This window comes from Halorientalis regularis (assembly GCF_023698535.1).
In the GTDB taxonomy this organism is placed as follows: Archaea; Halobacteriota; Halobacteria; order Halobacteriales; family Haloarculaceae; genus Halorientalis; species Halorientalis regularis.
Map to the genome: position 1 here is coordinate 44,462 of NZ_JALJCL010000016.1, position 23,767 is coordinate 68,228.

Annotated in this window: 25 protein-coding genes and 1 pseudogene; 14 read left to right on the plus strand and 12 right to left on the minus strand. The window is 67.5% G+C overall.

Annotated elements, in window-relative coordinates:
* The first annotated feature begins 27 nt into the window (after positions 1-27).
* The 3 genes from cobN to MU521_RS18050 are packed head-to-tail and all read left to right on the plus strand — an operon-like array spanning position 28 to position 5,400.
* Positions 28-3,924, plus strand: coding sequence for a cobaltochelatase subunit CobN (cobN, locus tag MU521_RS18040; protein WP_092694281.1), 3,897 nt, complete (start codon positions 28-30; stop codon positions 3,922-3,924).
* Positions 3,914-4,621 carry a precorrin-8X methylmutase gene (locus tag MU521_RS18045; protein ID WP_092694283.1) on the plus strand — a complete coding sequence of 236 codons (708 nt, stop codon included), beginning with the start codon at positions 3,914-3,916 and terminating at the stop codon, positions 4,619-4,621. Before cobN ends, MU521_RS18045 begins: the two co-directional genes overlap by 11 nt.
* Entirely contained in the window at positions 4,618-5,400 is a 783-nt protein-coding gene (locus tag MU521_RS18050) for a cobalt-precorrin-7 (C(5))-methyltransferase (protein WP_092694285.1), read from the plus strand. The genes MU521_RS18045 and MU521_RS18050 overlap by 4 nt, the downstream gene beginning before the upstream one ends.
* A gap of 12 nt (positions 5,401-5,412) precedes the next feature.
* Here MU521_RS18050 and MU521_RS18055 read toward each other — a convergent pair whose 3' ends face one another.
* The 3 genes from MU521_RS18055 to MU521_RS18065 all read right to left on the minus strand — a co-directional run bounded on the left by MU521_RS18055 (position 5,413) and on the right by MU521_RS18065 (position 8,211).
* Positions 5,413-6,591 (minus strand): inorganic phosphate transporter, encoded by a 1,179-nt coding sequence (locus MU521_RS18055; protein ID WP_092694394.1) that lies wholly within the window; start codon positions 6,589-6,591, stop codon positions 5,413-5,415.
* Positions 6,591-7,232 (minus strand): hypothetical protein, encoded by a 642-nt coding sequence (locus tag MU521_RS18060; RefSeq protein WP_092694287.1) that lies wholly within the window; start codon positions 7,230-7,232, stop codon positions 6,591-6,593. Before MU521_RS18060 ends, MU521_RS18055 begins: the two co-directional genes overlap by 1 nt.
* Positions 7,233-7,425: 193 nt before the next feature.
* Positions 7,426-8,211 carry a CbiX/SirB N-terminal domain-containing protein gene (locus tag MU521_RS18065; protein ID WP_092694288.1) on the minus strand — a complete coding sequence of 262 codons (786 nt, stop codon included), beginning with the start codon at positions 8,209-8,211 and terminating at the stop codon, positions 7,426-7,428.
* A 193-nt stretch (positions 8,212-8,404) separates the two neighbouring features.
* On the opposite strand from MU521_RS18065, the gene MU521_RS18070 reads away from it, so the two are divergent.
* Genes MU521_RS18070 through MU521_RS18085 form a run of 4 tightly spaced genes read left to right on the plus strand, consistent with a single transcriptional unit; the run spans position 8,405 to position 11,604 of the window.
* Positions 8,405-9,574 (plus strand): multicopper oxidase domain-containing protein, encoded by a 1,170-nt coding sequence (locus MU521_RS18070; RefSeq protein ID WP_092694290.1) that lies wholly within the window; start codon positions 8,405-8,407, stop codon positions 9,572-9,574.
* Between the two features lie 49 nt (positions 9,575-9,623).
* On the plus strand, positions 9,624-9,920 hold the full coding sequence (locus MU521_RS18075) for an Htur_1727 family rSAM-partnered candidate RiPP (protein ID WP_092694292.1): 297 nt from the start codon (positions 9,624-9,626) through the stop codon (positions 9,918-9,920).
* A gap of 51 nt (positions 9,921-9,971) precedes the next feature.
* Positions 9,972-10,202, plus strand: coding sequence for a DUF2249 domain-containing protein (locus MU521_RS18080; RefSeq protein WP_092694294.1), 231 nt, complete (start codon positions 9,972-9,974; stop codon positions 10,200-10,202).
* A 52-nt stretch (positions 10,203-10,254) separates the two neighbouring features.
* Positions 10,255-11,604 carry a hypothetical protein gene (locus tag MU521_RS18085; RefSeq protein WP_092694296.1) on the plus strand — a complete coding sequence of 450 codons (1,350 nt, stop codon included), beginning with the start codon at positions 10,255-10,257 and terminating at the stop codon, positions 11,602-11,604.
* A 1-nt stretch (position 11,605) separates the two neighbouring features.
* Here the strand turns inward: MU521_RS18085 and MU521_RS18090 are convergent, their stop codons facing one another.
* Complete coding sequence (locus MU521_RS18090) at positions 11,606-12,187, minus strand: hypothetical protein (RefSeq protein WP_092694299.1); 582 nt, start codon at positions 12,185-12,187, stop codon at positions 11,606-11,608.
* A gap of 145 nt (positions 12,188-12,332) precedes the next feature.
* Between MU521_RS18090 and MU521_RS18095 the strand changes: the two genes are divergently transcribed.
* The 4 genes from MU521_RS18095 to MU521_RS18110 are packed head-to-tail and all read left to right on the plus strand — an operon-like array spanning position 12,333 to position 15,334.
* Complete coding sequence (locus MU521_RS18095; RefSeq protein WP_092694301.1) at positions 12,333-13,283, plus strand: ring-cleaving dioxygenase; 951 nt, start codon at positions 12,333-12,335, stop codon at positions 13,281-13,283.
* Entirely contained in the window at positions 13,280-13,942 is a 663-nt protein-coding gene (locus MU521_RS18100) for an alpha/beta hydrolase (protein ID WP_092694304.1), read from the plus strand. Before MU521_RS18095 ends, MU521_RS18100 begins: the two co-directional genes overlap by 4 nt.
* 24 nt (positions 13,943-13,966) lie before the next feature.
* Entirely contained in the window at positions 13,967-15,172 is a 1,206-nt protein-coding gene (locus MU521_RS18105; protein WP_092694306.1) for an iron-containing alcohol dehydrogenase family protein, read from the plus strand.
* Between the two features lie 3 nt (positions 15,173-15,175).
* Positions 15,176-15,334, plus strand: a complete 159-nt coding sequence (locus tag MU521_RS18110) for a hypothetical protein (RefSeq protein ID WP_175452916.1) — start codon at positions 15,176-15,178, stop codon at positions 15,332-15,334.
* Positions 15,335-15,605: 271 nt separating this feature from the next.
* Here MU521_RS18110 and MU521_RS18115 read toward each other — a convergent pair whose 3' ends face one another.
* From MU521_RS18115 to MU521_RS18140, 6 genes are all read right to left on the minus strand, one after another.
* The gene (locus tag MU521_RS18115) at positions 15,606-16,004 is read right to left on the minus strand and encodes a metal-dependent transcriptional regulator (protein WP_245681210.1); all 399 of its coding nucleotides are present in this window, start codon (positions 16,002-16,004) and stop codon (positions 15,606-15,608) included.
* An 82-nt stretch (positions 16,005-16,086) separates the two neighbouring features.
* Positions 16,087-17,025 carry an FAD-dependent oxidoreductase gene (locus tag MU521_RS18120; RefSeq protein WP_092694310.1) on the minus strand — a complete coding sequence of 313 codons (939 nt, stop codon included), beginning with the start codon at positions 17,023-17,025 and terminating at the stop codon, positions 16,087-16,089.
* Positions 17,022-17,522, minus strand: a complete 501-nt coding sequence (locus MU521_RS18125) for a DUF7552 domain-containing protein (RefSeq protein WP_092694312.1) — start codon at positions 17,520-17,522, stop codon at positions 17,022-17,024. Before MU521_RS18125 ends, MU521_RS18120 begins: the two co-directional genes overlap by 4 nt.
* Positions 17,523-17,524: 2 nt before the next feature.
* Positions 17,525-18,703 (minus strand): ABC transporter substrate-binding protein, encoded by a 1,179-nt coding sequence (locus MU521_RS18130; protein WP_092694314.1) that lies wholly within the window; start codon positions 18,701-18,703, stop codon positions 17,525-17,527.
* Between the two features lie 2 nt (positions 18,704-18,705).
* On the minus strand, positions 18,706-19,869 hold the full coding sequence (locus MU521_RS18135; protein ID WP_092694316.1) for an ABC transporter substrate-binding protein: 1,164 nt from the start codon (positions 19,867-19,869) through the stop codon (positions 18,706-18,708).
* Between the two features lie 51 nt (positions 19,870-19,920).
* On the minus strand, positions 19,921-20,223 hold the full coding sequence (locus MU521_RS18140) for a hypothetical protein (RefSeq protein ID WP_092694318.1): 303 nt from the start codon (positions 20,221-20,223) through the stop codon (positions 19,921-19,923).
* Between the two features lie 154 nt (positions 20,224-20,377).
* Between MU521_RS18140 and MU521_RS18145 the strand changes: the two genes are divergently transcribed.
* The 3 genes and pseudogenes from MU521_RS18145 to MU521_RS21865 form a co-directional block, all read left to right on the plus strand.
* On the plus strand, positions 20,378-20,695 hold the full coding sequence (locus tag MU521_RS18145; RefSeq protein ID WP_092694320.1) for an RPA12/RPB9/RPC11 RNA polymerase family protein: 318 nt from the start codon (positions 20,378-20,380) through the stop codon (positions 20,693-20,695).
* A 260-nt stretch (positions 20,696-20,955) separates the two neighbouring features.
* On the plus strand, positions 20,956-21,501 hold the full coding sequence (locus tag MU521_RS18150; RefSeq protein ID WP_092694322.1) for a peroxiredoxin family protein: 546 nt from the start codon (positions 20,956-20,958) through the stop codon (positions 21,499-21,501).
* Between the two features lie 95 nt (positions 21,502-21,596).
* Positions 21,597-21,896 (plus strand): annotated as a pseudogene (locus MU521_RS21865) (hypothetical protein); the annotation flags it as partial.
* A 26-nt stretch (positions 21,897-21,922) separates the two neighbouring features.
* Here the strand turns inward: MU521_RS21865 and MU521_RS18160 are convergent.
* Positions 21,923-23,287, minus strand: coding sequence for a dihydrolipoyl dehydrogenase (locus tag MU521_RS18160; RefSeq protein ID WP_092694324.1), 1,365 nt, complete (start codon positions 23,285-23,287; stop codon positions 21,923-21,925).
* Positions 23,288-23,710, minus strand: coding sequence for a winged helix-turn-helix transcriptional regulator (locus MU521_RS18165; protein ID WP_092694326.1), 423 nt, complete (start codon positions 23,708-23,710; stop codon positions 23,288-23,290). It lies immediately after the preceding gene.
* Positions 23,711-23,767 lie beyond the last annotated feature (57 nt).

Here is a 23,767-nt window from a genome sequence, read left to right on the forward strand (position 1 = left end):
TTAAGTAAACAGAGGTTTAACAACGTTATGCCGAAGATCGGCTTATACACTGCGACGGAGAACGAACTGGGCGCGGTCCAGCGCGCGGCCGCGGAGGTCGAGACCGACCTGGTCGTGCGCTCGGACGGAGACCTCGACGACGTGGCCGACGTGGACGCGTTCGTCGACGAATTGACCGACGCGACGGCGGTGGTGTTCTGGTTGCACGGCGGCCAGGACAGCATGCCGGGCTACGACCACGCCCGCGACCGACTGGCGGAGGCGGGCGTCCCGCTGATCGTCGAGTCGACCGGCGACGCCTTCGCCCGCGAGGACACGACGGTCGCCAGCGCCGAACGGGAGCGGGTCTGTGACTATCTCGAACGGGGTGGCACGGCCAACGTCGCCAACTGTCTGCGCTATCTCTCGGCTACGTACGCGACCGACGCCGACCCGGCCTACGACGATCCCGTGGACCTCCCGACCGAGGGCGTCTACCATCCCGATCACCCGGCGGCGAGCTACGACGAACTCGTCGAGACCTTCGATCCCGACGCGCCGACCGTCGCCATCTGGTTCTACGAGTCCCACTGGACACACGAGAACACGCGCTACGTCGACGCGCAGGTCCGGGCCGTCGAGGCCCAGGGCGCGAACGCGCTCCCGATCTTCTGTGAGCCCGCCACCGACGCCGACGGCCAGTGGGACGCCGAACGCGTCACCGAGGAGTGGTTGCTGGACGCTCGCGGCGAGTCCGTCGTCGACGCCGTACTCTCCTCGTTCATGTTCTCGCTGTCGATGGACGAGCGGGGCCGCAGTGCCGACGACGAGGGCGACGCCGAAGACGTGTTCCTCGACAAACTGGGCGTTCCAGTCATCCAGACCGTGACGACGATGCGCTCGCGGTCGCGCTACGAGGCCAGCGACACCGGCGTGATGGGTTTCGAACTCGCGCTCTCCGTCGCGCTCCCGGAGTTCGACGGCAACGTAATCACGCACCCGATCAGCGGCAAGGAGCGGACCGACGACACCGCGGACATCGGGAGCGCCCCGAAACAGCACTTCCCCATCGACGACCGCGTGGACCACGCCGCCCGGCTGGCGGTCAACTGGGCCGAACTGCGCCACACTCCGAACGAGGACAAGCAGGTCGCCGTCGTCCTCCACAACTACCCGCCCAGCGACGACGGCATCGGGACCGCCTTCGGCCTCGACAGCCCAGAGAGCACGGTGAATCTCCTGGACGAACTCCGCGCCCGCGGGTACGATATGGGCGGCGACGTTCCGACGGACGGGCAGTCGCTGATCGACGACCTCACCGCCCAGCTGACGCTGGACGACCGCTGGGTCGCCCCCGAGGACGTGCGGGAGTTGTCCGTCGACACGGTCGCGCCCGACCGGTACACTGACTGGTTCGCCGAGTTAGACGAGCGGTTCCGCGAGAACGTCGTCGACGAGTGGGGCGAGGCCCCCGACCGACCCTTCGCCATCCCGGGCGTCGAGTTCGGGAACGTCCTCGTCACCGTCCAGCCCCCGCGCGGGTTCGGCATGGACCCCTCGAAAGTGTACCACGATTCGGACCTCCAGCCACCCCACGACTACGTGGCCTTCTACGAGTGGCTCAAGCGGGAGTTCGCCGCCGACGCCGTCGTCCACCTCGGCACCCACGGCAGTCTGGAGTGGTTGCCGGGCAAGACCGTCGGGCTTGACGGCGAGAGCGCGCCCGACCAGTTGATCGACGCGGTGCCCAACATCTATCCCTACATCATCAACAACCCCGGCGAGGGCACGCAGGCCAAGCGCCGCTCCTACGCGGCCGTCGTGGACTACCTCACGCCGGTGATGAGCAACGCCGGGACCTACGACGACCTGGCCGACCTGGAGGAACTCGCGGATCGGTACCGTGAAGCCGGGATGGAGGACGCCCGCACGGACGACGGCGAGGCGCTGGCCGACCGCATCCGCGAGACGGTGGACGACCTCGACCTCGCGGTCGAACTCGGGATCGCCGGCGAGATCGACGAGAAGGCGGATGTTCGCGGGCCCGACGAGGCCGGGTCGACGCTGGCGGCGGGCGAGGTCGATGGTGCGGACCTCGACATCGACGAACTCGTCGAGCGCATCCACGAGTACCTCACGGACGTGAAGACGACCCAGATCCGGCTCGGCCTGCACACGATGGGTGAGCCGCCCGAGGACGACCGCCTGACCGAGTACCTGGTCGCGCTCACGCGGCTGGACAACCCCGGCGGGCCGAGCCTCCGGGAAGCCGTCGCCGGCGTCCTCGGGGTCGACTACCAGCGGATGCTCGACGAGCCCGGGACCTACGACGAGGACCTGGGGATGACCTACGCGCAGGCGGCCGACGAGGTGTACGAGACCAGCCTCGACCTCGTGGGGACGCTGGCCGACCACGGGTTCGACGTGCCCGAGAGTGAGGCCGGGGGCGACAGCGAGGTCAACATGAACCTGCTCGTGGTCGACATCGACCCGCTCGGGGACGCCCGCGTGCAGTCGGGCGCACACGAGGCCCTGCGGGAGGCGCTGGCCTTTATTTGCGAGGAGGCCGCGCCACGCGTCGCCGGTGCGAGCGAGGAGATTCCCCGCACCGCCGACGCGCTGGCCGGCGAGTACGTGCCGCCGGGCGGTTCGGGCGCACCGACGCGAGGCGGCGTCGACCTGCTCCCGACCGCGCGGAACTTCTACACGCTCGACCCCCGGAAGGTCCCGGCCAAGAGCGCGTGGGACGTGGGCCGCGAGGTGGCCGACGGCGTGGCCGAGCGCCACCGCGAAGATGAGGGCGAGTACCCCGAAGAGATCGGCGTCGTCGCGTGGGGCACGCCGACCGTCCGGACGCGCGGCGAGACCATCGCGCAGGTGCTCGCCCTGATGGGCGTCGAACCGCAGTGGACCGACGCGGGCCGCGTGGACGGCGTGGAGCCGATCCCGCTCGAGGAACTCGACAGGCCGAGAATCGACGTGACGACCCGCGTCTCCGGCCTGTTCCGGGACGCCTTCCCCGCGGCGGCAGGCGTCATCCACGACGCCGTCGACGCCGTGGTCGACCTGGACGAACCCCACGACCGAAACTACGTCAAAAAACACGTCGAGGAAGAGGCCGACGAACTCGAATCGGAGGGCCTCGACGCGAGCGAGGCCCGCGACGCCGCGAAACACCGCGTCTTCACGACCCGGCCGGGCGGCTACGGCGCGGGGACGAACAAGGCCGTCGACGAGGGGAACTGGGACGACCGGGGCGACCTCGCCGACGTGTACGTCCAGTGGGGCGGCTACGCGATGGGGTCGCGGGGCAAGGTCAGCGAGGCCCACGACGCCTTCGAGCGCCGTCTCGGCAACGTCGACGCCACCGTCAAGATCGAGGACACGGCCGAGCAGGACGAGTTCGACTCCTCGGACTGGTACGCCTTCCACGGCGGATTCATCACCGCCGTCGCCGAGACCAGCGGCGAGGAACCGGCCTCGTACGTCGGCGACTCGGCCGACCCCGACAACGTCGACGTGTACACCAACGAGGAGAAAGTCCGGAAGGCGATGCGCGCTCGCGTCCTCAACCCCGAGTGGATCGAGTCGATGGAAGAACACGGCTACAAGGGCGCGGGCGACCTCTCGACCACCGTCGACGTGGTGCTGGGCTGGGACGCCACCACCGGTGTCGTCTCCGACCACCTCTGGGAAGACGTGGCCGAGAAGTTCGCCTTCGACGAGGAGCGCCAGGACTGGCTGAAAGAGGTGAACCCCTGGGCGCTCGATTCGATCACCGACACCCTGCTGGAGGCCATCGAGCGCGGTCTCTGGGACGCCGACGAAGCCACCGAAGATCAGTTGCGCGATCTGAACCTCGACGTGGACGGTGATCTGGAGGCGCGTGCAGCTGCGGACAGAGCCGGTCGCGATTCGGAGGAGGTGACCAGCGATGACGACTGATGGCTCAAATTTCGAGGAGTACGCCGACCTCGGCGCGACCACCGAGGACGCCATGGAGATCGCCGAGACGTCGATGGATCGCGTGCGCGAACTCGTTCCCGACGAGACGCTCGCGGACCGCATCCGCCAGAAATCGGTCCACGCGACCGGCGATCCCGAGTTCCAGCACCTCGTCCGGTTCACCGGCGCAACCGACGACGAACCCGTCGTCGCCGGCGCGCGGGCAGTCGCCGACGAACGGCCCATCGTCACCGACATCACGATGGTCAAATCGGGCATCACCGGTCGCGGGCACGACTGCCCGGTCCGGAAGGCCATCGGCAACGGCGCGGACCTCGCGGCCGAGACCGGGATGACCCGCACCGCCGCCTCGGTCCTCGAACTCGACCGCGAGGGCGTCTACGACGACGCGATTGCCGTCGTCGGCAACGCTCCGACGGCGGCGCTCGCGCTGGCCGACTGCATCGAGGACGGGACGAGACCTGCCGTCGTCGTCGCGACGCCCGTGGGATTCGTCAAGGCCGCCGAGAGCAGGAAACGGCTCCGCGAGGTGGCCGCCGAACACGGCGTAGCCGCGATCACGAACGTCGGCCGCCGGGGCGGGAGCGGCCTCGCCGCGGGGCTGACGAACGAACTCGTCCACGTCGCCAGCGATCACCGCAACGGCGAACTGACGAACGGCGATCTGGACCGATGAGCGACGCCGAGGACGACGGCTACGACCTCGATTCGGGCCCCGATCCGGCCGCGGTCGCCGCGAGCAAGCCGGAGCCGGTCGATCCCGAGAACCCGATCCACGCCGTCGGCATCGGGCCCGGCAACCCCGAGTTCCTGACGCCACGGGGGCGACGGGCCGTCGCCGAGGCCGACGTGGTCGTCGGGTTCGAGACTGTGATCGAGTTCGTCGCCGACCTGACCGACGCCGACACGCTGACCTGTGGCTACCGCGACGAGGGCGAGACGCTGGCCCGGTTCGCCGACCGCGTCGCGGGTGGCGACCGCGGCACGGCAGTCCTGATGGGTGACCCGAACCACTCGGGATACCAGTTCCTCGGCAAGGTCGAGCGTGCCGCCGAGGCGGCCGGTGTGGGCCCGGTGCGAGCCGTGCCCGGTATCTCGGCGCTCCAGGTAGCGGCCTCGCGCGCCCGGACGCCGATGGAGGACAGCGAGTTCGTCACACTGCACAAGAGCGGCGACCTGTCGGCCGACCTCGAACGGCTCCGGAGTGCGGTCGGGGCGCGCCACCTGCTCGTCCTGCCCCGGCCCTACGACCTGATGCCCGGCGACGTGGCCGCCGACCTCCTCGACACCGGCGCGGGACCCGATCTGCCGGCGCTCGTGCTCGAACGATTGACCCACGACGGCGAGTCGATCGCGGAGACGACCCTCGGGTCACTGGCGGAGCAGGCCGGCGGTGACGGACCCGAGGACACCCCGTTCTCGGACCTGTCGGTGCTGGTCGTGCGGCGAAAGTAGGGCTGAAGGCGCTCAGAGACCGAATATCGGGACCAACCGGAAGGTGAGGTACGCGCCGACCGTCGCGATGGCGGGCACGATGTTCTGCATCAGGACGACGCGCGCGGTCGTCGCGGGGTCGAACAGGTCCCCCGCACTGGGGATGTCTTCGGGTTCTTCTTCGCCGATGGGCGGTAACTCTTCCCCGGGTTCGTCGGCGGCCAGCGCCTCGACGGTGACCGGCGGCGCTTCCTCCTTCCTGACGGCCTCTGGAACGGTCATCGGTCGGGTGGCTCGTCCCCACCCGAGTCCGACGATGGACATCGTGGCGATGATGACGAAACTGGCGGGAATCCCGAGGATCGAGAGGAAGACGACGAGCGTCGAACTGACCGAGGCGACGACGATAGCGGCCGTCAACGGCAGTTCCGTGATGTCACTGCCCATCGTCTCCAGCGTCCGCCGGGCGATGGTGAACGCCCCGATAGCCACGGCGATCCCGCCGAGGATGATCGCCGGGTCCATCGCCAGTTCACCGCTCCCGACCAGTGGCGCGACGGCGTTGGCGATGTTCGAGGTCCCGGAGCTGAAGGCCATCAAACAGCCGATCGCCACGACGGTGATCGTCCCGACCAGCTCCCTGCGGTTGGTCGTTCGATGGAGGTGGGGTATCGGAAGAACTCCCGAGCGGTCCCAGTCGAACAGCGGCCCCTCGCTGCGCTCCATCGCGACCAGCTGGTTGAGCCGCGCGTAGAAGTAGCGGCCGATGATCAGCGACACCCAGAACCCGATGATCGGCGAGACGACCCACCAGGTGACGATCTCCCCCATGACCACTAGATCGAGCACGTCGCCGGCCAGCGCCAGGCCTGCGATCGCGCCCACGGCAGTCATCGACGTCGACGCCGGCACGCCGAAGACGTTCCCGACGAGCAGGGCGATTCCGATGAAAAACAGGACGGCGATGGACGTTTCGAGCGTGAACACGCCGGTGTTTGTCACCAGCTCCGTCCCGAGTTTCGTCACGACGTTCCGGCCGATGGTCCAGGCCCCGAGGAAGAAAAACAGGCCCATCAGCGCCGCCGCGCCCGTCTTCGAGATCGCGTCCGCACCGACGGCCGGCCCGAACGCGGGCCCCGTGGTCGAACCGCCGATGTTGTACGCGACGAACATCGCCACGAGGACGCCGATCACGAGCAGTAGCGCGACCATCAGTTCCACCTGTCTTCGTCGAGGTCGTCCACTGATTCGTCGTCCGTCGCTTCATCGTCGGCCGCCGATTCGTCGCCATCGGCCAGTTTCCCGTCGCCCTCCAGTTGTTCTTCGAGCGTCTCCTCGACCGTCTCGGTTACCTTCTCCTCGACAGCCTCGCCGACCGTCTCTTCGACCGTCTCACCGACCGTCTCCTCGACGGTTTCGCCCACGGTCTCTTCGACCGTCTCTCCGACCTTCTCCTCGACCGCCTCGCCGACCTTTTCTTCGACGGTTTCACCCACGGTCTCCTCGACGGTTTCGCCGACAGTCTCCTCGACGGTTTCGCCGACAGTCTCCTCGACGGTTTCGCCGACGGTATCCTCGACTGTCTCGTCGACGGTCTTTTCGACCGTTTCACCGACTTTCTCTTCGACCGTCTCGTCGACAGTCTCCTGAACGGTCTCTTTGACCGCCGTGGTCATCCAGTCCGGGTCGAACCGGGCCATCTTCCAGACGACGTGGATGAGATAGGAAAGCAGGACGCCGAACCCGAAAGCCAGCCCGACGGCGTTGTCGACGACCACGATCAGCGCCACTGAAAGGGCGATCAGCAGGCCGTAGGTCAGGTCGACGATCGAGTCGACACGGCTCGGGTTCACGGCTCACCCGCCCATGGTGTACACAGTTGCGGGACGGGAGCGCGTTGCTGGGTGCCGGTTCGCGAAAGATACACGTATAAATTGTCCGAGGAGGCCACGATTCAAGAGTGTTAGCAAAGCCGCCCGAGCGTTGAGGGCGGACGGTCGACGATCTACGCCCGACGGACCGGCGAGGAGGCGACTACGGAAGCCACTAGATCGGCCCTTCGCCGTCGGTGGCGACCGAGCGCGCACCCTGAACGAGCGCGTCCTCGAAGGAGGTCGGTTGAGTGCGGTCGGCGGTCGCCAGTGCGCGCTGGCGGGTAATCTCGCCCTCGATGGCGTCGGTCACCAGCGGATGGTCGCCCAGCGGGTCGGCGTAGGCCATCCCGCCGCGGTCGAGTTCGAGTTTCGCGGGGATCCGGCGGTCGGTCGTCGCGTTGGCGGTCATAAAGAGGGGAACGGCGACGGCACGGTCGGTCTCGATGGCGTAGCGGACACACTCGACGGCGGGGTTCTGCAGGAGATAGGTGGGTTCGACGGCGGCGTAGTCGGTCCGTTCGGCGATGCGTGCGGCATGGTACTCGACCATCTGTCGGTGATACGGTTGGGAACTGCTGCCCTGACCGACGAGGACGAGCGTCCCGTCGCTGTCGGCCTCGACCTGTGCGGTCGCGCGCTCGGTCACCAGCCGCGTGATGGCCGGGCTCTGTCCGATGGGTTCACAGTACCGGACGCTCCCGTCGAAGGCGGGAAAGGTCCGTGGCAGCACGTCCGTCGTCTCGCGGCTGTGCGCCAGCGACGCCGGGAGGACGTACACCACGCCCTCGGGCAGGGAACGGAACCGCTCCCGGAGTTCCCTGCCGGGTTCCTCGGCGTACGTCACGGCGTGGGCCGCGTCGACTGCACCGCGGCGCGCGATGCGGTCCGCGTGGGTCGCCAGCGTCTCCCTGGCGTGAGTGCCCTCCTGCCCGACGAGTACGAGTGTGTCCTGGGTCATGGATCTTTTACAACCTCGCTTTGACTACAGCAAGCGAGCTTGCCCAAGGTGATGCGAGAGAGGATCAAATAAGTTGTGGTCAGGGGGGCGAGACTCACCAGGACCCCCTCTACCCGAACATGTTCGAGTGAATTCCCGGCCCGTTGGAATTCCCCGTCCCCGTATATATCAAATCCCCCAAGATGGAGGTGTCATGAGCGATCAGATGAGTGCGCCCGGAACGCGGTTCTCGCGTCGTGATTTTGTGAAGGCAACTGGCGGTGCGGCGACCGTCGCGCTGGCCGGGTGCCAGGGCGCCCCGCGCGCCGAGAGTACTGCTAGGACGCCGGAGACGACTCCGGCGTCACAGTCGAACCAATCCTCCCTGCCGGCGGCGTCTCCGCCGGAGATGATCGACCTGGCCGAGCAGGACAACACGGTCACCCTGAAGACCCAGCCGGCGCGGCTCCCGGTCCACCCCGAAGAGTCACTCGGTGGCCCCATCGAGCTTCCGCGGGTGTGGGCGTTCCAGGCCGACGACGGCCAGCCCAGTGTCCCCGGCCCCGTCCTGCGGGCCCAGGAAGGTGACGTGATCGAGGTGACGCTGGACAACACCGACGGCAAACGGCCACACACCGTCCACTTCCACGGCGTCCAGAAGGCCTGGAAGGACGACGGCGTCCCGACGACCTCCGGCATCAAGGTTCCGGCCGGGGAGAAACACACCTACGAGATCCCCGCGAACACGCCCGGGACCCACGGCTACCACTGCCACTACCAGACCCACAAGCACATCGAGATGGGGATGTACGGCATCTTCCGGGTCGACCCGAAGGGCTACGAGGAGGCCGACCGCGAGTACTTCCTCACCGTCAAGGACTGGGACTCCCGGCTCTCCCGGATGTACGCGGGCGAAGACGTGACCTACAGCGCCCACCGGCGCAAGGCCGACGTGTTCACGATCAACGGCCGATCCCTGCCGCGTACCCTGCATCCGGAGGACGGCTCGCCGTTGATCGTCAGCAAGGGCGACACGGTCCGAGTCCACCTCGTCAACGTCGGCGGCTACATGGCCCACCCGATGCACACGCACAACCACCGGTTCGAGGTGGCCGAGAAGGACGGCAGCCAGCTCCCCGACGCGCTCCGCGTCGAACAGGACATCGTCAACGTCGCACCTGCACAGCGACGCACCATCGAGTTCGAGGCCAGCGCCGAACCCGGCATCTACCTGATGCACTGCCACAAGGTCAACCACGCCACCAACGGCCTCGACGCCGCGGCGTCCTACCCCGGCGGCATGGTCACCGGCATCGTCTACGAGGAGGCGATGGACACCGACATCTTCGCCGACCTGATGGACTACGCCGGCTACGAGATGTGACGAACCGGTTCGGCACAACTGACACCCTGTCCACAGACTGAGACGAACCATGGTCGAGAAACCCGACCGCGCCCGCGTCGGCGACGCACCGCGGGACGCCACGGAACGCGAGTGGGAGGTGTTCGTCCGCGAGGAGACCGACGGCCGCATGCGGTACGTCGGGAGCGTCACGGCCCCCGACGCGGACGTAGCCTACGAGCAGGCGACGAAGCTGTTCGCCTGGTTCGCCGAGGACGTGTGGCTCTGCCCGGCCGACGCGGTCGCCCGCTACTCCACCCACGACCTCGACGAGGACGCCGACCCCGTCCCGCTCGACACGGGCGATGAACCCCGAACCGTCGAGTGAGCCGAACTGGTTCGGGGAAAGACCGACCGCGGTTTACACGAACCTCGAACTATGAGTCAGGATGCACCCACCCACAGACGGCTCGACGTGCGCGACATCGACGGCGAACCGTTCGACGAGATCATGGCGGCGCTCGACGACCTCCCCGAGGACGGCCGGCTCCGCCTGATCAACAGCTTCGAGCCGGAACCGCTGTACGGCGTGCTCACGGGACGCGGGTTCACCCACGAGACCGAACAGGTCGGCCCCGAGGAGTTCCACGTCGATATCGAGCACGCCTGAGCCGAACAGGTTCGGCCACACTCGTTTGGCCGGTCGCCACGTACCCTCGGCCATGAGCATCGTTCCTGGCGACATCGACACCGGACAAGGGCCGCCGATGACGGTCCCGCTCCGGCACTTCGTCGTCGCGGTCGGCTTCCTCGTCGGCGCGACCGCCCTCGCGGCCGCCGACGCCGCCCTCGGACTCCCTGGACTGGCGGGTCTCGCCCACGTCCACCTCCTGCTCGCCGGCTGGGTCTGCATCACGATCATGGGCGCGATGACCCAGTTCGTACCCGTCTGGTCGGGCGTCGCCCTGCACTCCCGACGACTGGCTACTGCCCAGCTGTGGCTGGTCGCGCCCGGACTCCTCGGGATGGCCGGGAGCTTCCTGCTCGGGGCACTGGGCTGGGTCCACGTCTTCGGGACGCTCGCGCTCGTGGGGTTCTGGACGTTCGCCTACAACCTCGGGCGAACTCTGGCCCGTGTCGACGGCCTCGACGTGACGGAAGCGCACTTCGCGTTCGCCCTCACCTCGTTCGTGGCCGTGACCACGCTGGGTTTCCTGCTTGCACTGTCGTACGCGACACCCGTGTTCGCTGCACTGCCGGTCGCGCGGACCGGAGCGGTGAGCGCGCACGCCACGCTCGCCGTGTTCGGTGCCATCCTGACCACCGTCTTCGGCGCGCTCTACCAGCTCGCGACGATGTTCACCCAGACGGAACTCCACGGCGTCGATCACCACTGCTGCCGGGTCGAGTCCTACGGCTACCCCACTGGTGTCCTCGCGCTCGCGGTCGGCCGGCTGGTGGGGTCTGTACCGCTCGCACGGGTCGGCGGCGCGCTCGTGTGCCTCGCCGTCGCCGGCTTCGCTGTCCTGCTGGCCCGGCGACTGGTCGAGACCCGCGTCGACTGGACCCCGATGCTCTCCCGGTACGCCGTCGTCGCCGTCGCGATGGCCGCCTGGAGCCTGCTGACTGCTCCGGCGTGGCTCACCGATCCCCTCGCCCTCGCGTACCGCTTCGGCGGCCCCGATACTGTCCACCTGCTCGCGCTCGGTGTCGTCGGGTTCGTCGTACTCGGCACGCTCTATCACATCGTGCCCTTCATCGTCTGGGTTCACCGGTACAGCGACCTGCTCGGGTTCGAGGACGTACCGATGATCGACGACCTCTACGGCGACCGGCTGGCCGCGGCGGATTTCGGCCTGTTTTCCGCCGGCACGGCCGGGCTCGTCGCCGCGGACCTGCTGGCTCTGCCCACCGTCGTCGCCCCGCTCTCGGGGGCGCTCGTGGCCGCCGGTACCGTCGTGTTCGCCGCGAACCTGCTCTCGGTCCTGCGGAACCACAGCCCGCAGACGCTCGGCGGCGTGTTGTTCGCCAGTGCGGACCGTGACCAGGAACCCAGCGAGGAGGCGGTCTGATTCACTCGGGCAGGATGTCCCCGAGGGATGCCCCGACGGCCATCACCGTCGCGGTGAACGTGACCTGCCCGAGCGCGACCGCAGGGGTCGCCCAGTCGGCGCGTCCCCAGATGGTCATCAGGACCAGTGCCGAGGTCACGGCGATGACCAGAAGTCCCGGCAACCGCAACGGGAGGACCCCGAACAGGAGGTCCGCTTCGACCGCTTCTGCACCCGCGGCGTGGAGCAGGCCGACGACCAGTCCCACGCCCAGCAGGACCGTCAGCCCGAAAAAGAGCGGTCGGGTAGCGATGTAGGCACCCACGTCCAGAGCCCCATCCTCGACGATCATCGGGATGCCAAAGAGGAAGCTCCCGACGAACGCTTCCCCCGCATCGCGTGACCCGAACTCGTCCCGGATCGACAGCAGGAGATTGTCCCGGCGGACCCGGCGGACGGTCCGCATCGTCTCGCGGACCCGCTCGCGCTCGTCGGGCGAATCGACCAGCGCTTCGAGTTCCTCCAGATCGTCGAGTACGTCGTCGATACCCGGTTCCTCCGACGGCCCATCGCCCTCCGTCTCGGCGCCCGTTCTCCGGCCCATACCCGCGGTCGCACACTCGTGGCACAAAGGCCCATCGCCACGCGCCACCGTGAACGAAGCGAGTCGTCCGGTAACACCGGCGTCACCTGATAACACCCCGGCCAGAGAGGGACTATACGTGTCGGCCACCTATATAGGAGTACCCATGAGTATTCGGACACCCGGCATCCACCACGTGACGGCCATCGCGAGCGATCCACAGGAAAACGTCGACTTCTACACCGACGTACTGGGCCTGCGACTCGTGAAGCGCACCGTCAATTTCGACGATACGCACACCTACCACCTCTACTACGGCGACGAGGTCGGCACGCCCGGGACGATCCTCACGTTCTTCCCGTTCGAGGGCGGTCAGCCCGGTTCCGTCGGCCGCGGCCAGACCAGCGCGACCGCGTTCGTGATCCCCGAGGCGTCGGTCGATTTCTGGGTCGACCGCCTGGAATCGGAAGGGCTGGCGGTCGAGGAACCGACCGAGCGATTCGCCCAAACCGTCGTCGCCTTCGAGGATCGGGACGGCCAGCAGCTGGAACTGGTCACCGGCGAGAGCGATATCGAACCGTGGGCCGACGGGCCGGTCCCCGCCGAACACGCCATCCGCGGGTTCCACGGCGTGACGCTCGATTCGCTCGACCCCGAGGCCACGGGCAGCCTCCTCGAAGCGATGGGGTACGAGCGCGTCGCCGAGGCTGGCGAGCGAACGCGCTTCGAGGCCGACGGCGACCGCGCGACCGCGGTCGACGTGCTCGACCGACCCGAAGGCGAGCGCGGCCGGCAGGGGACTGGAACTGTCCACCACGTCGCCTTCCGCGTCCCGGACGACGAGACCCAGCTGGACTGGCGCGAGGAACTGATCGAGGGGGGCCAGCGCGTCACCGAGCAGAAGGACCGCCAGTACTTCCAGTCGATCTACGTCCGGGAGGCCGGCGGCGTCCTCTTCGAGATCGCGACGGACCCGCCGGGCTTCACCCGCGACGAGTCGGTAGCCGACCTCGGGAGCGATCTGAAGCTCCCGCCGTGGCTCGAAGGGGATCGGGAGACCATCGAATCCCAGCTCGCGGAGATCGACACGACAGGTCCCGCGGAGGTCGAACGATGACCGGCCCACATCAGGATCAGCCGCTGGTCACCGCCGGGACGGACCTCGACGACGCCGAGGTCGCCGTCGCGCTGACCCACGGCCGCGGCGCGAGCGCCGAGAGCATCGTCCAGCAACTCGGGCGGGAGATCGACCGCGACGGCGTCGCCCTGCTGGCCCCCCAGGCCGCCCGGAGTACCTGGTACCCCAACTCCTTCCTCGCACCCGTCGAGCGCAACGAGCCCGGCCGGTCCTCCGGCCTGCAGGCCGTCGAGAACGCCGTCGAGACGGCCATCGACGCCGGCGTCCCCCACGAGCGCGTCCTGCTCGTCGGGTTCTCGCAGGGTGGCTGTCTCTCCAGCGAGTTCGTCGCGCGCACGCCCCGCCGCTACGGCGGGCTGGCGGTCCTCTCGGGCGGTCTGATCGGCGAGACGGTCGATCCCGACGACTACCTCGCGGTCGAGGGCGACCTCGACGGGACCCCGGTCTTCCTGGGCTGTAGCGACGCAGACCCGCACATCCCGGAGGAGCGCGTCCACGCGACGGCCGAGGTTCTGGACGACCTCGGCGGCGACGTGACGACCCGCATCTACGAGGGGATGGGTCACGGCGTCAACGCCGACGAACTCGACCACCTGGACGAGATGGTCGCCGACCTCCTGGACGGGGACCACACCTAATTGTCGGGCACTGCAACGGGGGGTATGGACACCGTACAGGAGTTCCGGTTCGCCTACGACCACGGTCCGATCCGGTACGGCCGCGGGTGTGTCGACGCGCTGGCCGACGAACTCGCCGGGACCGGGGCCGATCGGGCGCTGGTGGTCTCTGGCAAAACCGTCGGGTCGACCGCCGACGTGATCGACCCCGTCGAGGACGGCCTCGGCGAGTACCACGCCGGCACCTTCGCCGGGACGACCCCGGACAAGCGCCTCGGGTCGGCCGTTGCCGGCCTGGAGGCCATGGAAGACCTGGACGCCGACGCGCTGGTGAGTCTCGGCGGCGGGAGCAGTCTCGACGTGGCCAAGGCCATCGCGGTGCTTTCCGGTCGGGCGGAGTCACCCGCGGAGCTCGCGGCGGAACTCGAATCGACGGGTACCATCGCGACGCCCGACGACGTACCGCCCATCGTCACGGTCCCGACGACGCTGGCCGGAGCCGACCTCTCGATAGCCGCGGGGATCACCGCTACGCCGGCCTCCGGGCTGGTCGAGGAACCCGTCGGCGGCGGGCTGTTCGGACACCAGCTGATGCCCGCCGCCCTGCTGTACGATCCTGCCCTGTTCGCGACGACGCCGACAGGGATCCTCGCGGGCTCGGCGATGAACGGCTTCGACAAGGCCATCGAGGCTCTCTACGCCAGCACGCGGACCGCCGTGACGGACGCGACGGCCAAGCGGGCGCTGGAACTGCTCTCGGCGGGCCTCCCCGACCTGCGCGAGGACACGGACGAGGCCCTGGAGCAGGTGGTTCCCGGGATCGTCCTCGCACAGTACGGGGCCTCCCGCCCCGACGGGATGACACTCTCGCTGTTGCACGCGTTCGGCCACGGGCTGACCGCCGGCTACCCGGTCCAGCAGGGGGTCGCCCACGCCGTGATCGCACCCCACGCGCTCGACTACCTCTTCGAGCAGGTCGACGGTCGCCGTCGCCTGCTGGCCGACGGCCTGGGTGTCGAGACCGAGGGCGCGAGCGACGACGAACTGGCCGACGACGTGGTCTCGCGGGTCACCGAGATTCGCGACGCACTGGAACTACCGTCGAGCCTCCGCGAGGTCGACGGGATCGAGCAGTCGGACCTCCACGACATCGCGGCGTACACCCTGGACGACAGCCTGATTGGCTACGCGCCGGCAGAGCTCGACCCCACCGTCGAGGAGCTGGAAGGCGTCCTCCGCGAGGCCTGGTGAACGATGGGCGAGACACCACGCTGTCGGCTCTGCGGGTCGGACCTGACGACCGGGCTCGTCGCCACCGGCCGCCGGGTCGGCTGTTGCAACGCCACACCCATCGTCGGGACCTGCCCGGAACACGGGCCGCTCGGCCCGCATCACGTCGTCGAGAGCGAGTGAGGGCGATCAGTCGCCCGGCGACCCGTCCGGTCGCGTCGCTCCGGAGGCCCCGACGCCGAGCGCGACACCGCCGGTGACGAAGCCGGGGACACCGAAGCGAAGATTCCCGAGGACGACACCGACGAGAAGGACGCAGAGAACGAAACCGAAGACGAACCGATCGACAGCAACGAAACCGACCTGACTGTCCCGTCACCCGCACCGACGCGGGTGCTGCCCTCCCCGTCGACAGGACGGCACCAATTTTTCCGTCGCTCCCGAACAGCGGTGGCTACGGAGACGATTCCGAGGCTGTCGGTGCGTCGTCGGCCAGCAGCAGGAAGGCGAGGCGGGCCGCAGTGTCGGGACTGACCGAGCCGGCCAACCGCATCGCCCCCGTCTCGTGGTCGTCGAGGTCGAGTACGTCCCGGAAGAACCACGAGAGCGTGACGTACCGCTCGTGCAGGTCGGCGGCCCGCGACCGGCCCTCGGCCGTGAGCGTCGCCCCCTCGTACGGTTCGTAGGTGATCAGCCCCTTCGAGTCGAGCCGCTGGCACATCTCGGTCGTCGCCGCCGGCGACTTGTCGAGGCGGTCCGCGAGCCGGCCCGACGGAATCGGCGGCGAGCGGCGCTGTTGCTCGACGTACAGGGCGAGCAGGTACTGGTCGATCCTGGTCGCGGTGTCGGTCACGGGTTCACCCCTCGTCGGCGATGCTGCCTGCCAATCGCTCGCGGTGGGCAGCGAGTGACCGACTCGTCGTCCCCGGCCCCGCTCATGATTCGTCGAGGTACGAACGGATCGTATCGTCGTCGAGCGAGTCGAGGACGACCATCGGATCGTCGAGTCCGTCGACGAGCGCGGCATCGTCGAGGGTGCCAGCCAGTCGGCGGTGGCCGCGCTCTGCACGGCGATTCCGCTCGGTCTCGGAGACGTACGCCGCCAGTTTCTCGTCGATGACTGTTTCCCGAATTCGCTCGACCGTCTCGGCGTCGCGGTCGAGATCGTCGGGCACCAGACTGTCGAACCACTCGCGCCAGCGCTCGCGGTCGGTCCACTCGTCGTCGAGTTCGGCTTCCCGGCGCACCCAGTCGATGCGGTCGGCGACCGCGTCCCAGTAGCCGTCCTCGCGGCGCGCGTCAGCGATCAGGGTGCGCGCGACCGTCGCGCCGTGCCCGGCGGCGACGATGGCCTGGTCGGTCACGCCGGCGAGCGGGCCAGCGACGTACAGCCCCTCGATGGGTGTCCGGCCGTCGTCGTCGGGATACTCGCGGTCGAAGTACGCCTCGCTCTCGCCGTCGTGCTCGTGCGTCGTGAACATCGCGTCCTGGGTCCCGAGCGGTCGGAGGTAGTCGGCGTCGTACTTCGCCGCCGCGACGACCCGGTCGGTCTCGACGACGCGACCCTGCTGTGTTTCGACGCGGAATCCGGTGTCGGTGCGGGTGACCGATTCGACGAGATCCGAAACCAGCTCGGCACCGGCCTCGCGCAGCTGGACCCGCGCCAGTTCGTAGAACGTCTCCACGTCGATCCCGCCCGGGAACCCCAGGTAGTTCTCCAGATGGGCACAGCGCTTGAGCGAGGAGCGACCGCGGTCGAACACAAGCGTCTCGATGCCGGCCCGGGCACAGAACACGGCCGCCGACGCGCCCGCGGGTCCACCGCCGACGATCACGGTTTCCGTAGTCCGCCGGTCGGCGTCGTCCCCGGTCACGCGTCCTCACCCAGTTTGGAGTCGAGTTGCCGCGTGACGAACTCGTCGTCGAGCAGGGAATCCGGGCCGGTAAAGTGGACGACCGGCCCGTTCTCGACGCGCAGCCACTCGTCGTTGCCGCTGCCGGCCAGCGTCACGGTCTGTCGGGAGTGGGGCAGGCCGTTCGCCCGTCGGCTGTCGGTCGCCTCCCGGACCGCGGCGAGTTCGACCGCACCGTCATCGACCGTCGAGACCACGAAGTCGTGCTGGGTCAACTCGGGGTCCAGTTCCCGCATCGCGGCACGGTACTGGCGGGCCGCCGAACACGCTCGCTCCGCGTCGGCGTACGACGCGAACCGCGCGTCGGTCACCGGTTCGGGGCGGACACCCGTGTCGCGGCAGGCGACGACGAACTCGCCGTCGTCCGTTCGGTGGTCCTCGATCCGCTCACGGGCCCACCTGATGGTCTCGGCACGGGTGGTCGCATTCCCGTCACTCGCAGTGTGGGTGTTCGACACGGCTACACCTCGCCGCGGATCGCGGCCGCGACCTGCTTACGGTCGAACAACCGTTCCGCCGCTGGAATCTCCGGATACGGCCCCTCCTCGTAGGGTGGCCACTCGCCGAAGGCGTCCGGATAGAGTTGCTTGGCAGTCATCTCTAGCTGGAAGAGGTGCAGGATCGGGCCCTGGTAGCGGGCGCCCTGGGGATACATCCGCCCGCTCTGGACCGCGGTGATTTCCGAGGCGACGGGGTCCGACCGGAGCGCCTCCTTCCGTTTGGGCAGACTCGTTCCCGGTTCGAAGCCGCCGAGGAAGAAAATCACGTCGGGGTCGGCCGAAAGCAGCGTCTCGAAGTCGACGACCGTGTTCGTCTCGATCTCGCCGTCGAAGGCGTCCGAGACCCCGAACGGCCGCAGGTGGGCAGTCAGGAATCCAGGGTTTCTCACCGTGTACGCGTAAATTTCGTCCAGATCGGCCGAGGCGAGCATCACTGCCGACGGTCGCTCGGATTCGGGCGGGAGGCCCGACTCGATGGTCGACGTGAGGTCGTCGTGGACCGCGGCCAGTTTCTCGTACCGTTTCCGCTCTTTGAACATGTCGGCGACGATCTCGAACTGCTCCCAGAGGGTGTAGTACTCGTACCCCTCCTGCCAGCCCGGGGCCGGTTCGGCGTGGCGGTCGCTCAGCGAGTTGCCGACCCACGGCGAGATGTTGTTCGTGACCTCCTCGAAGTCCTCGCGGCTCCAGGCGTCCTGTATGGCGATCCAGGCCGGGTCCGCGAGGTGGACGTCGCTGTTCAGTTCGTAGAGTTTCTCCTTGCTCGGCTTCCACGAGGAGTATAATCCTTTCCAGTCCAGCGTGACACCGGGCAACCGCGCGACGAACTGGTTCCAGAGGCCGTCGTAGTAGTCCGGCGCGTGCATCGCAGTGATGGAGTCACCGCGACCGAGGGCGAACGCCATGTCGGCGTGATGGGTCAGGCGCGTGAAGACCGTCTCCGGCGGGTCCTCGAACGTGACCTCGCCCATCGGCGACATCGACACCGTGTACGCGCCCGACCCGGAGTCGGTGTCGTCGGTCTCCCCACCGAGGATACTCGAACAGCCCGCGAGCCCACCGCTGGCGGCGAGTGCAGTGCCGCATTTCAGTGCGTCCCTGCGCGTCGGCGTCGTCCATCGAGTCGTGTCGTCGGTCATCGTTAGCGATCCCCCGTAATTGCGTCCGCAATCTGCTGATGGTCGAACAGCTGTGCGTCCTCGTTCGAGAGCGCCTCGACCCCGCGCCACTCCCCGAACTCGTCGGGATAGAACTGCTTGGCCGCGATCTCGGTCTGGAGCAGGTTGATGATCGGGCCCTGATAGGCCGTGCCACCGCGGTAGAGCCGGCCGTCCTCGACCGCCGAGAGTTGCTGGCCCACTGGGTCCGCTCGCATCTTCGCAATCCGGTCCTCGAACTCGGCCTTCGACGCGTGAGAGAGCCCGTACGAGAACACCAGCACGTCAGGGTCGATTTCGAGGATCTGCTCGTAATCCCACTGCGCGTAGCCCCCCTCGATGTGGGGGCCGAAGGCGTCCCGAATCCCGAGGTCCTGATACGGTTTTTTCCCGTTGCCCTCGCCGATGGGATAGGCGTAGAACGAACCGTTCTCGAAATCGGAGTTGATCGACAGGAGTCCGATCTCCGGCCGGTCTCCGTCCCGTGGCAGGCGCGATTGCACGTCCTCGATGAACGAGTCGTGGACCGACTCGATCGCCTCGTACCGCTCGCGTTCCTGAAACACGTCGGCGATCTTCTCGAAGGCCTCGTACAGCGAATAGTAGCGGTAGTCGTGCCAGTCCTGCCCGCGACGGCGGATCGAGTTGCCAACGATGGGTCCCACCTGCTGGTCGATGTCGTCGAAGTCCGACGGCGAGAGCCCGTCCGCCAGCCGCTGGAGGTGGTTGGGATCGAACAGGTGCACATCACACCCCAGCTCGTAGAACACCTCTTTGTCGATACCGTTCTCACCCATCAGCTGCTGGATCCCGTCGAAGGATACGTCGACTCCCGGGAGCGCGTCGTAAAGCTGGATCGGCCAGTTCTCCGTGAAGACGAGGCCGGAGAGTCCGTCGAGTTGGCCGAGCGCGATCCCCATATCCCCGTACGTGCTGAAGTAGGCCATCCACGTCTCCGGGACCGCCTCGAACTCGACGGCCCCCATCGGTGCCATCGCTACTGTGTACGGGTCCGCGGAACCCTCGGGTGTCGTCCCGCTGTCCCCGCCAACCGGACTACTACAACCGGCCAGCGCCCCACCACCGATGGCAGCAGCGCCCGTCCTCACGCACGTCCTGCGCGTCACGTCACGTCGTGATCGATCCATACGGTTTAGGCTCGCCTAAATACGTAAACCGCTTTCGAAGTTTAGGGAGACCTAAATCGAGAGCCTGTAGGTGTCTGGCTCGATTCCGGTGCACTCGAACGGCTCACCGGTCACGAGAGTCATCGCTATCATTGCGCCGTCGACATCGGTATCGAGGGCGAGGAGGCGACAGAAGACGAGGGTGGCATCCTCGGCCTCATCGCCGGTGTACTTTGCGGCGAAGGAAAGGCGGGGAATTTGAGGGAGACGGACGCGAAGTTCGAAGCAGAGGAAAACGTCTGAGCGGGATTCCCTCGAGGATACGGCCGGGCACTCTACGGCATCCGAGCGGGCCGGGACGACACGACGACTCACAGTCCTGTGCCGTCGCTGGAATCAGTCCGACGCGGCGTCGCTCCCAGTGACAGCTACACGCCCGTTCGACGGGATTCCTCGATGCGCAGCTGCCCGGCATCCCCGACAGATCGGAAGTTAACATATATTCCGACAGCCGTGTACTCCCAGTTATATGCAGTTCTGTGACGAGTGTGGGTCGCTGATGCACACGGAAGACGACAGGTGGGTGTGTCGCTCCTGTGAGAACGAGGAACCGCGGGACTCGCAAGCGGAAGCGGCGATGACGACCCAGGATGGACAGCGGGACGACGGGGGACCCGACGTGGCCGACGCGACCCAGGGCTCCACCGAGACGGTGCAGGAGCCCTGTCCGGCCGAGGACTGCGACAGCGAGCGGGCGCACTACGAGATGCTGCCGAAGCCGGGCGGCTCCTACGAGGTTCGGCTGTTCACCTGCGTCGAGTGTGACCACAAGTGGCGCGAGTCCTGACGGCACATCTCGCGCACCCCGCGGCTACTGAGCGGCTGGGTCCCGGTCTCCAGCACGAAAGAGTAGAGACTGCCGTGCTGCACGGGACCACGTCATCCACACCGGGACAGATCCGTCACGGATCGATTCCGTCGGCGGCACTCGCCAGCGCGGACAGGGAAGTCATTCCGGTTACTGCGCGGTAGCCTCGTTTCCCGCTGCTCACGTTCTCACACAGACGTTATCGAACGTTGATGTTTCTGGAGAGCGACCGTTCTCCCATGTCAGAGACCGAGCCCACTATCGAGCCACGGCCACCCGAATTCGAACTCCCGAACGTGGGGGTCGGGCCGGACCCGCTGTCACTCGCCCGAATCGGGGAGCGTGCCGATTTCGCAATTTTGCTCCTGTTACGGGACTACCACTGTCCGAAATGCAAATCACAGGTACGGACCGTCGCGAAACAGGCGCAGTCGTTTGCCGAATTGAACGCGGTCGTCGTCCCGATCCTCCCCGAGCCGCGTGACAGAGCCGCCGAGTGGCAGGAATCGTTCGACCTTCCGTTCCCGTTGCTGGCAGACCCCGAGAAAGACGTGGCGGAGAAGTACGACCAGCCCACGCGGTTCGGGGCGCTCGGCCAGCTTCACGACATGATCGGCCGGATGCCGGAGAGCGTCATCCTCGACACGCGAGACGTCGAGCCCGAAGTCGTCTACACGTACGAGGGCGAAACGCCGGGGGACCGACCGGATGTCGAAACACTGCTCGCCGAAGTCGACGCGTTACAGGAGTCGTTCGTCTTCGACTGCGATCTCGTCGACTGCTAAGTCGTTCGAGGGACGGGGGTCGTTACCTCGGCGTCAGGTGACCCTATATGAGCGGTGATCGCATCTTCGCCCGTCAGAAACGGGGTCGCCGTCCAATGCCACACGCACGATTACAGTTGAGCGCGCTCGAAGCGCCACACAGCGACAGGCTGGAACCGTTGCCGCCGAGTGCGAAACTCGTGTATCTCGTCCTCGCCTACGAGGGTCGACGGACACAGGGGGACCTGGTATCCGAAACGATGCTCTCACCCAGAACCGTCCGCTACGCACTGACGAAGCTCGAAGAGAACGAGCTGGTCACCTCGGATATATACATCCCCGACGCGAGAAAGAACGTCTACGAAATCACGTCACAGACGGGTCGAAGTAGCCCGAACATGGATTATTCTTGCTGTGTCGGTCCCACCCGAACGGTGGGAGATCACACCGGCACGTCGTCGAAGGCGTACTCGACGACCTTGTTCAGCGTCGGATGGGCGTGGATGGTGTCGGTGATATCCGAGACCTGCCCGGACCCGGCACGCATCGCGACGACGACCTCGTGGATCATCGTCGAGGCCTCGTAGCCCAGCGCGTGACAGCCCAGGATCTCGCCGTCCGGGGCCGCGAGCACCTTCACGAACCCGTCGTCGAGTTTCTTCGCGCGACCCATCGGCGTGTCCGGCAGATCCGCGCGGCCGACGACGTACTCCGTCCCGTCCGCCTCGAGTTCCGCCTCGGTCTCGCCGACGCCGGCCATCTGCGGTTCGGTGAAGATGGCGTGGGGCATCGCGGTGAAGTCGGCGGTCGCGTCGCCGCCGTGGACGACGTTCTCGATTGTGACCTGGGTCTCGTAGTCGCCCGAGTGTTTGAACATCGCGTTGTCGGCGATGTCGCCCTGCGCCCAGACGTTCTCCGCCGACGTTTCGAGCCGGTCGTTCGTGACGACGAACCCGTCGTCGTCTGTCTCGATCCCACCGGCCTCGACGGCGAGGCTGTCGGTGTTGGGCCGCCGACCGAGCGCGACGAGCAGTTCGTCGCCGGTCACCGAAATCCCGTCGCCGGTTTCGGTCTCGGCGTGTGCCGTGACCATCTCGCCGTCGGATTCGACGGCCGTGACGCGGTGGCCGGTGTACACGTCGTGGCGCTGGCTCGCGATCTCGGTGAACGCCTCGGACACGTCGGGGTCCTCGCGGGGGACGAGCGAGTCCATCATCTCGACGATGGTCACGTCGGTGCCCAGCGACTCGAAGAAGTAGCCCAGTTCGACGGCGATGTAGCCGCCGCCGAGGATCACCAGCGAATCGGGCTGTTCGCGCAGGTAGAGCGCGTCCTGGCTGGTCAGATACTCCACGTCGTCCAGTCCGTCGATGGGCGGGACCAGGGGCCGACTCCCGGCCGCGACGACCACCTTGTCGGCGCTGACCTTCGTTCCGCCGACGTCGAGCGTGCGCTCGTCGACGAACTCCGCGTAGTCGTCGTAGATCGTCAGGTCGTCTTTCTCGCGGTAACTGGCTTCCATCCCGTCGGCCAGCGCCGACAGCGTCTCGTCCATGTCGTCGACGATCCCGGCGAAGTCCACGCCGTCCAGCGAGGCGTCGAGGTGGAACTTTTCGGCGTCACGGACGTGGTTGGCCGCGGTCGCCGCCTGAATCAGCATCTTCGAGGGGTTACAGCCGCGGTTGAGACAGGTACCACCGAGCGGTCCCGGTTCGATCAGTGCGGTGTCGAGTCCGGCGTCGGCTCCCGCCGCCGCGACGTTGTTGCCGGTGCCGCCACCGATCACGAGGAGGTCGTGGTGGGGCATCTACTCGCCCTCCACGAGTATCTCGGATTGCCCCGCCGTTTCGGATTCGTCGGCAGTCACGTCGTGTTCGGCCCCCCAGTTGACCATCTCGGTGATGAGCGGTTCGAGGGAGCGGCCGTCCTCGGTGAGTTCGTATTCGACGCGGACCGGCTTGTCGCTGAGGAGCCGTCTGTCGACGAGTCCCGTCGCCTCCAGGTCGTCGAGACTCTCCGAGAGCATCTTCGACGAGATGTCGTCGACGCGGTCCTTGAGGGTGCTGAAGCCCATCGGGCCGTCGTCGAGCAGGTGGTAGACGATGATCGGTTGCCACTTCCGGCCGACGATCTCCTGCATCGACAGCAGCGTCTCCTCGACGCCGGTGAACAACGGCCCCGAGGGGCCGCGAGCGTCGCCGGTCCGTTCGAATCCAGGATCTGAACTCATTGTGAGTGCCTCTGTCTCGTCGAACGACCGAGACCGTATTCAAGACAGCCCGGACGC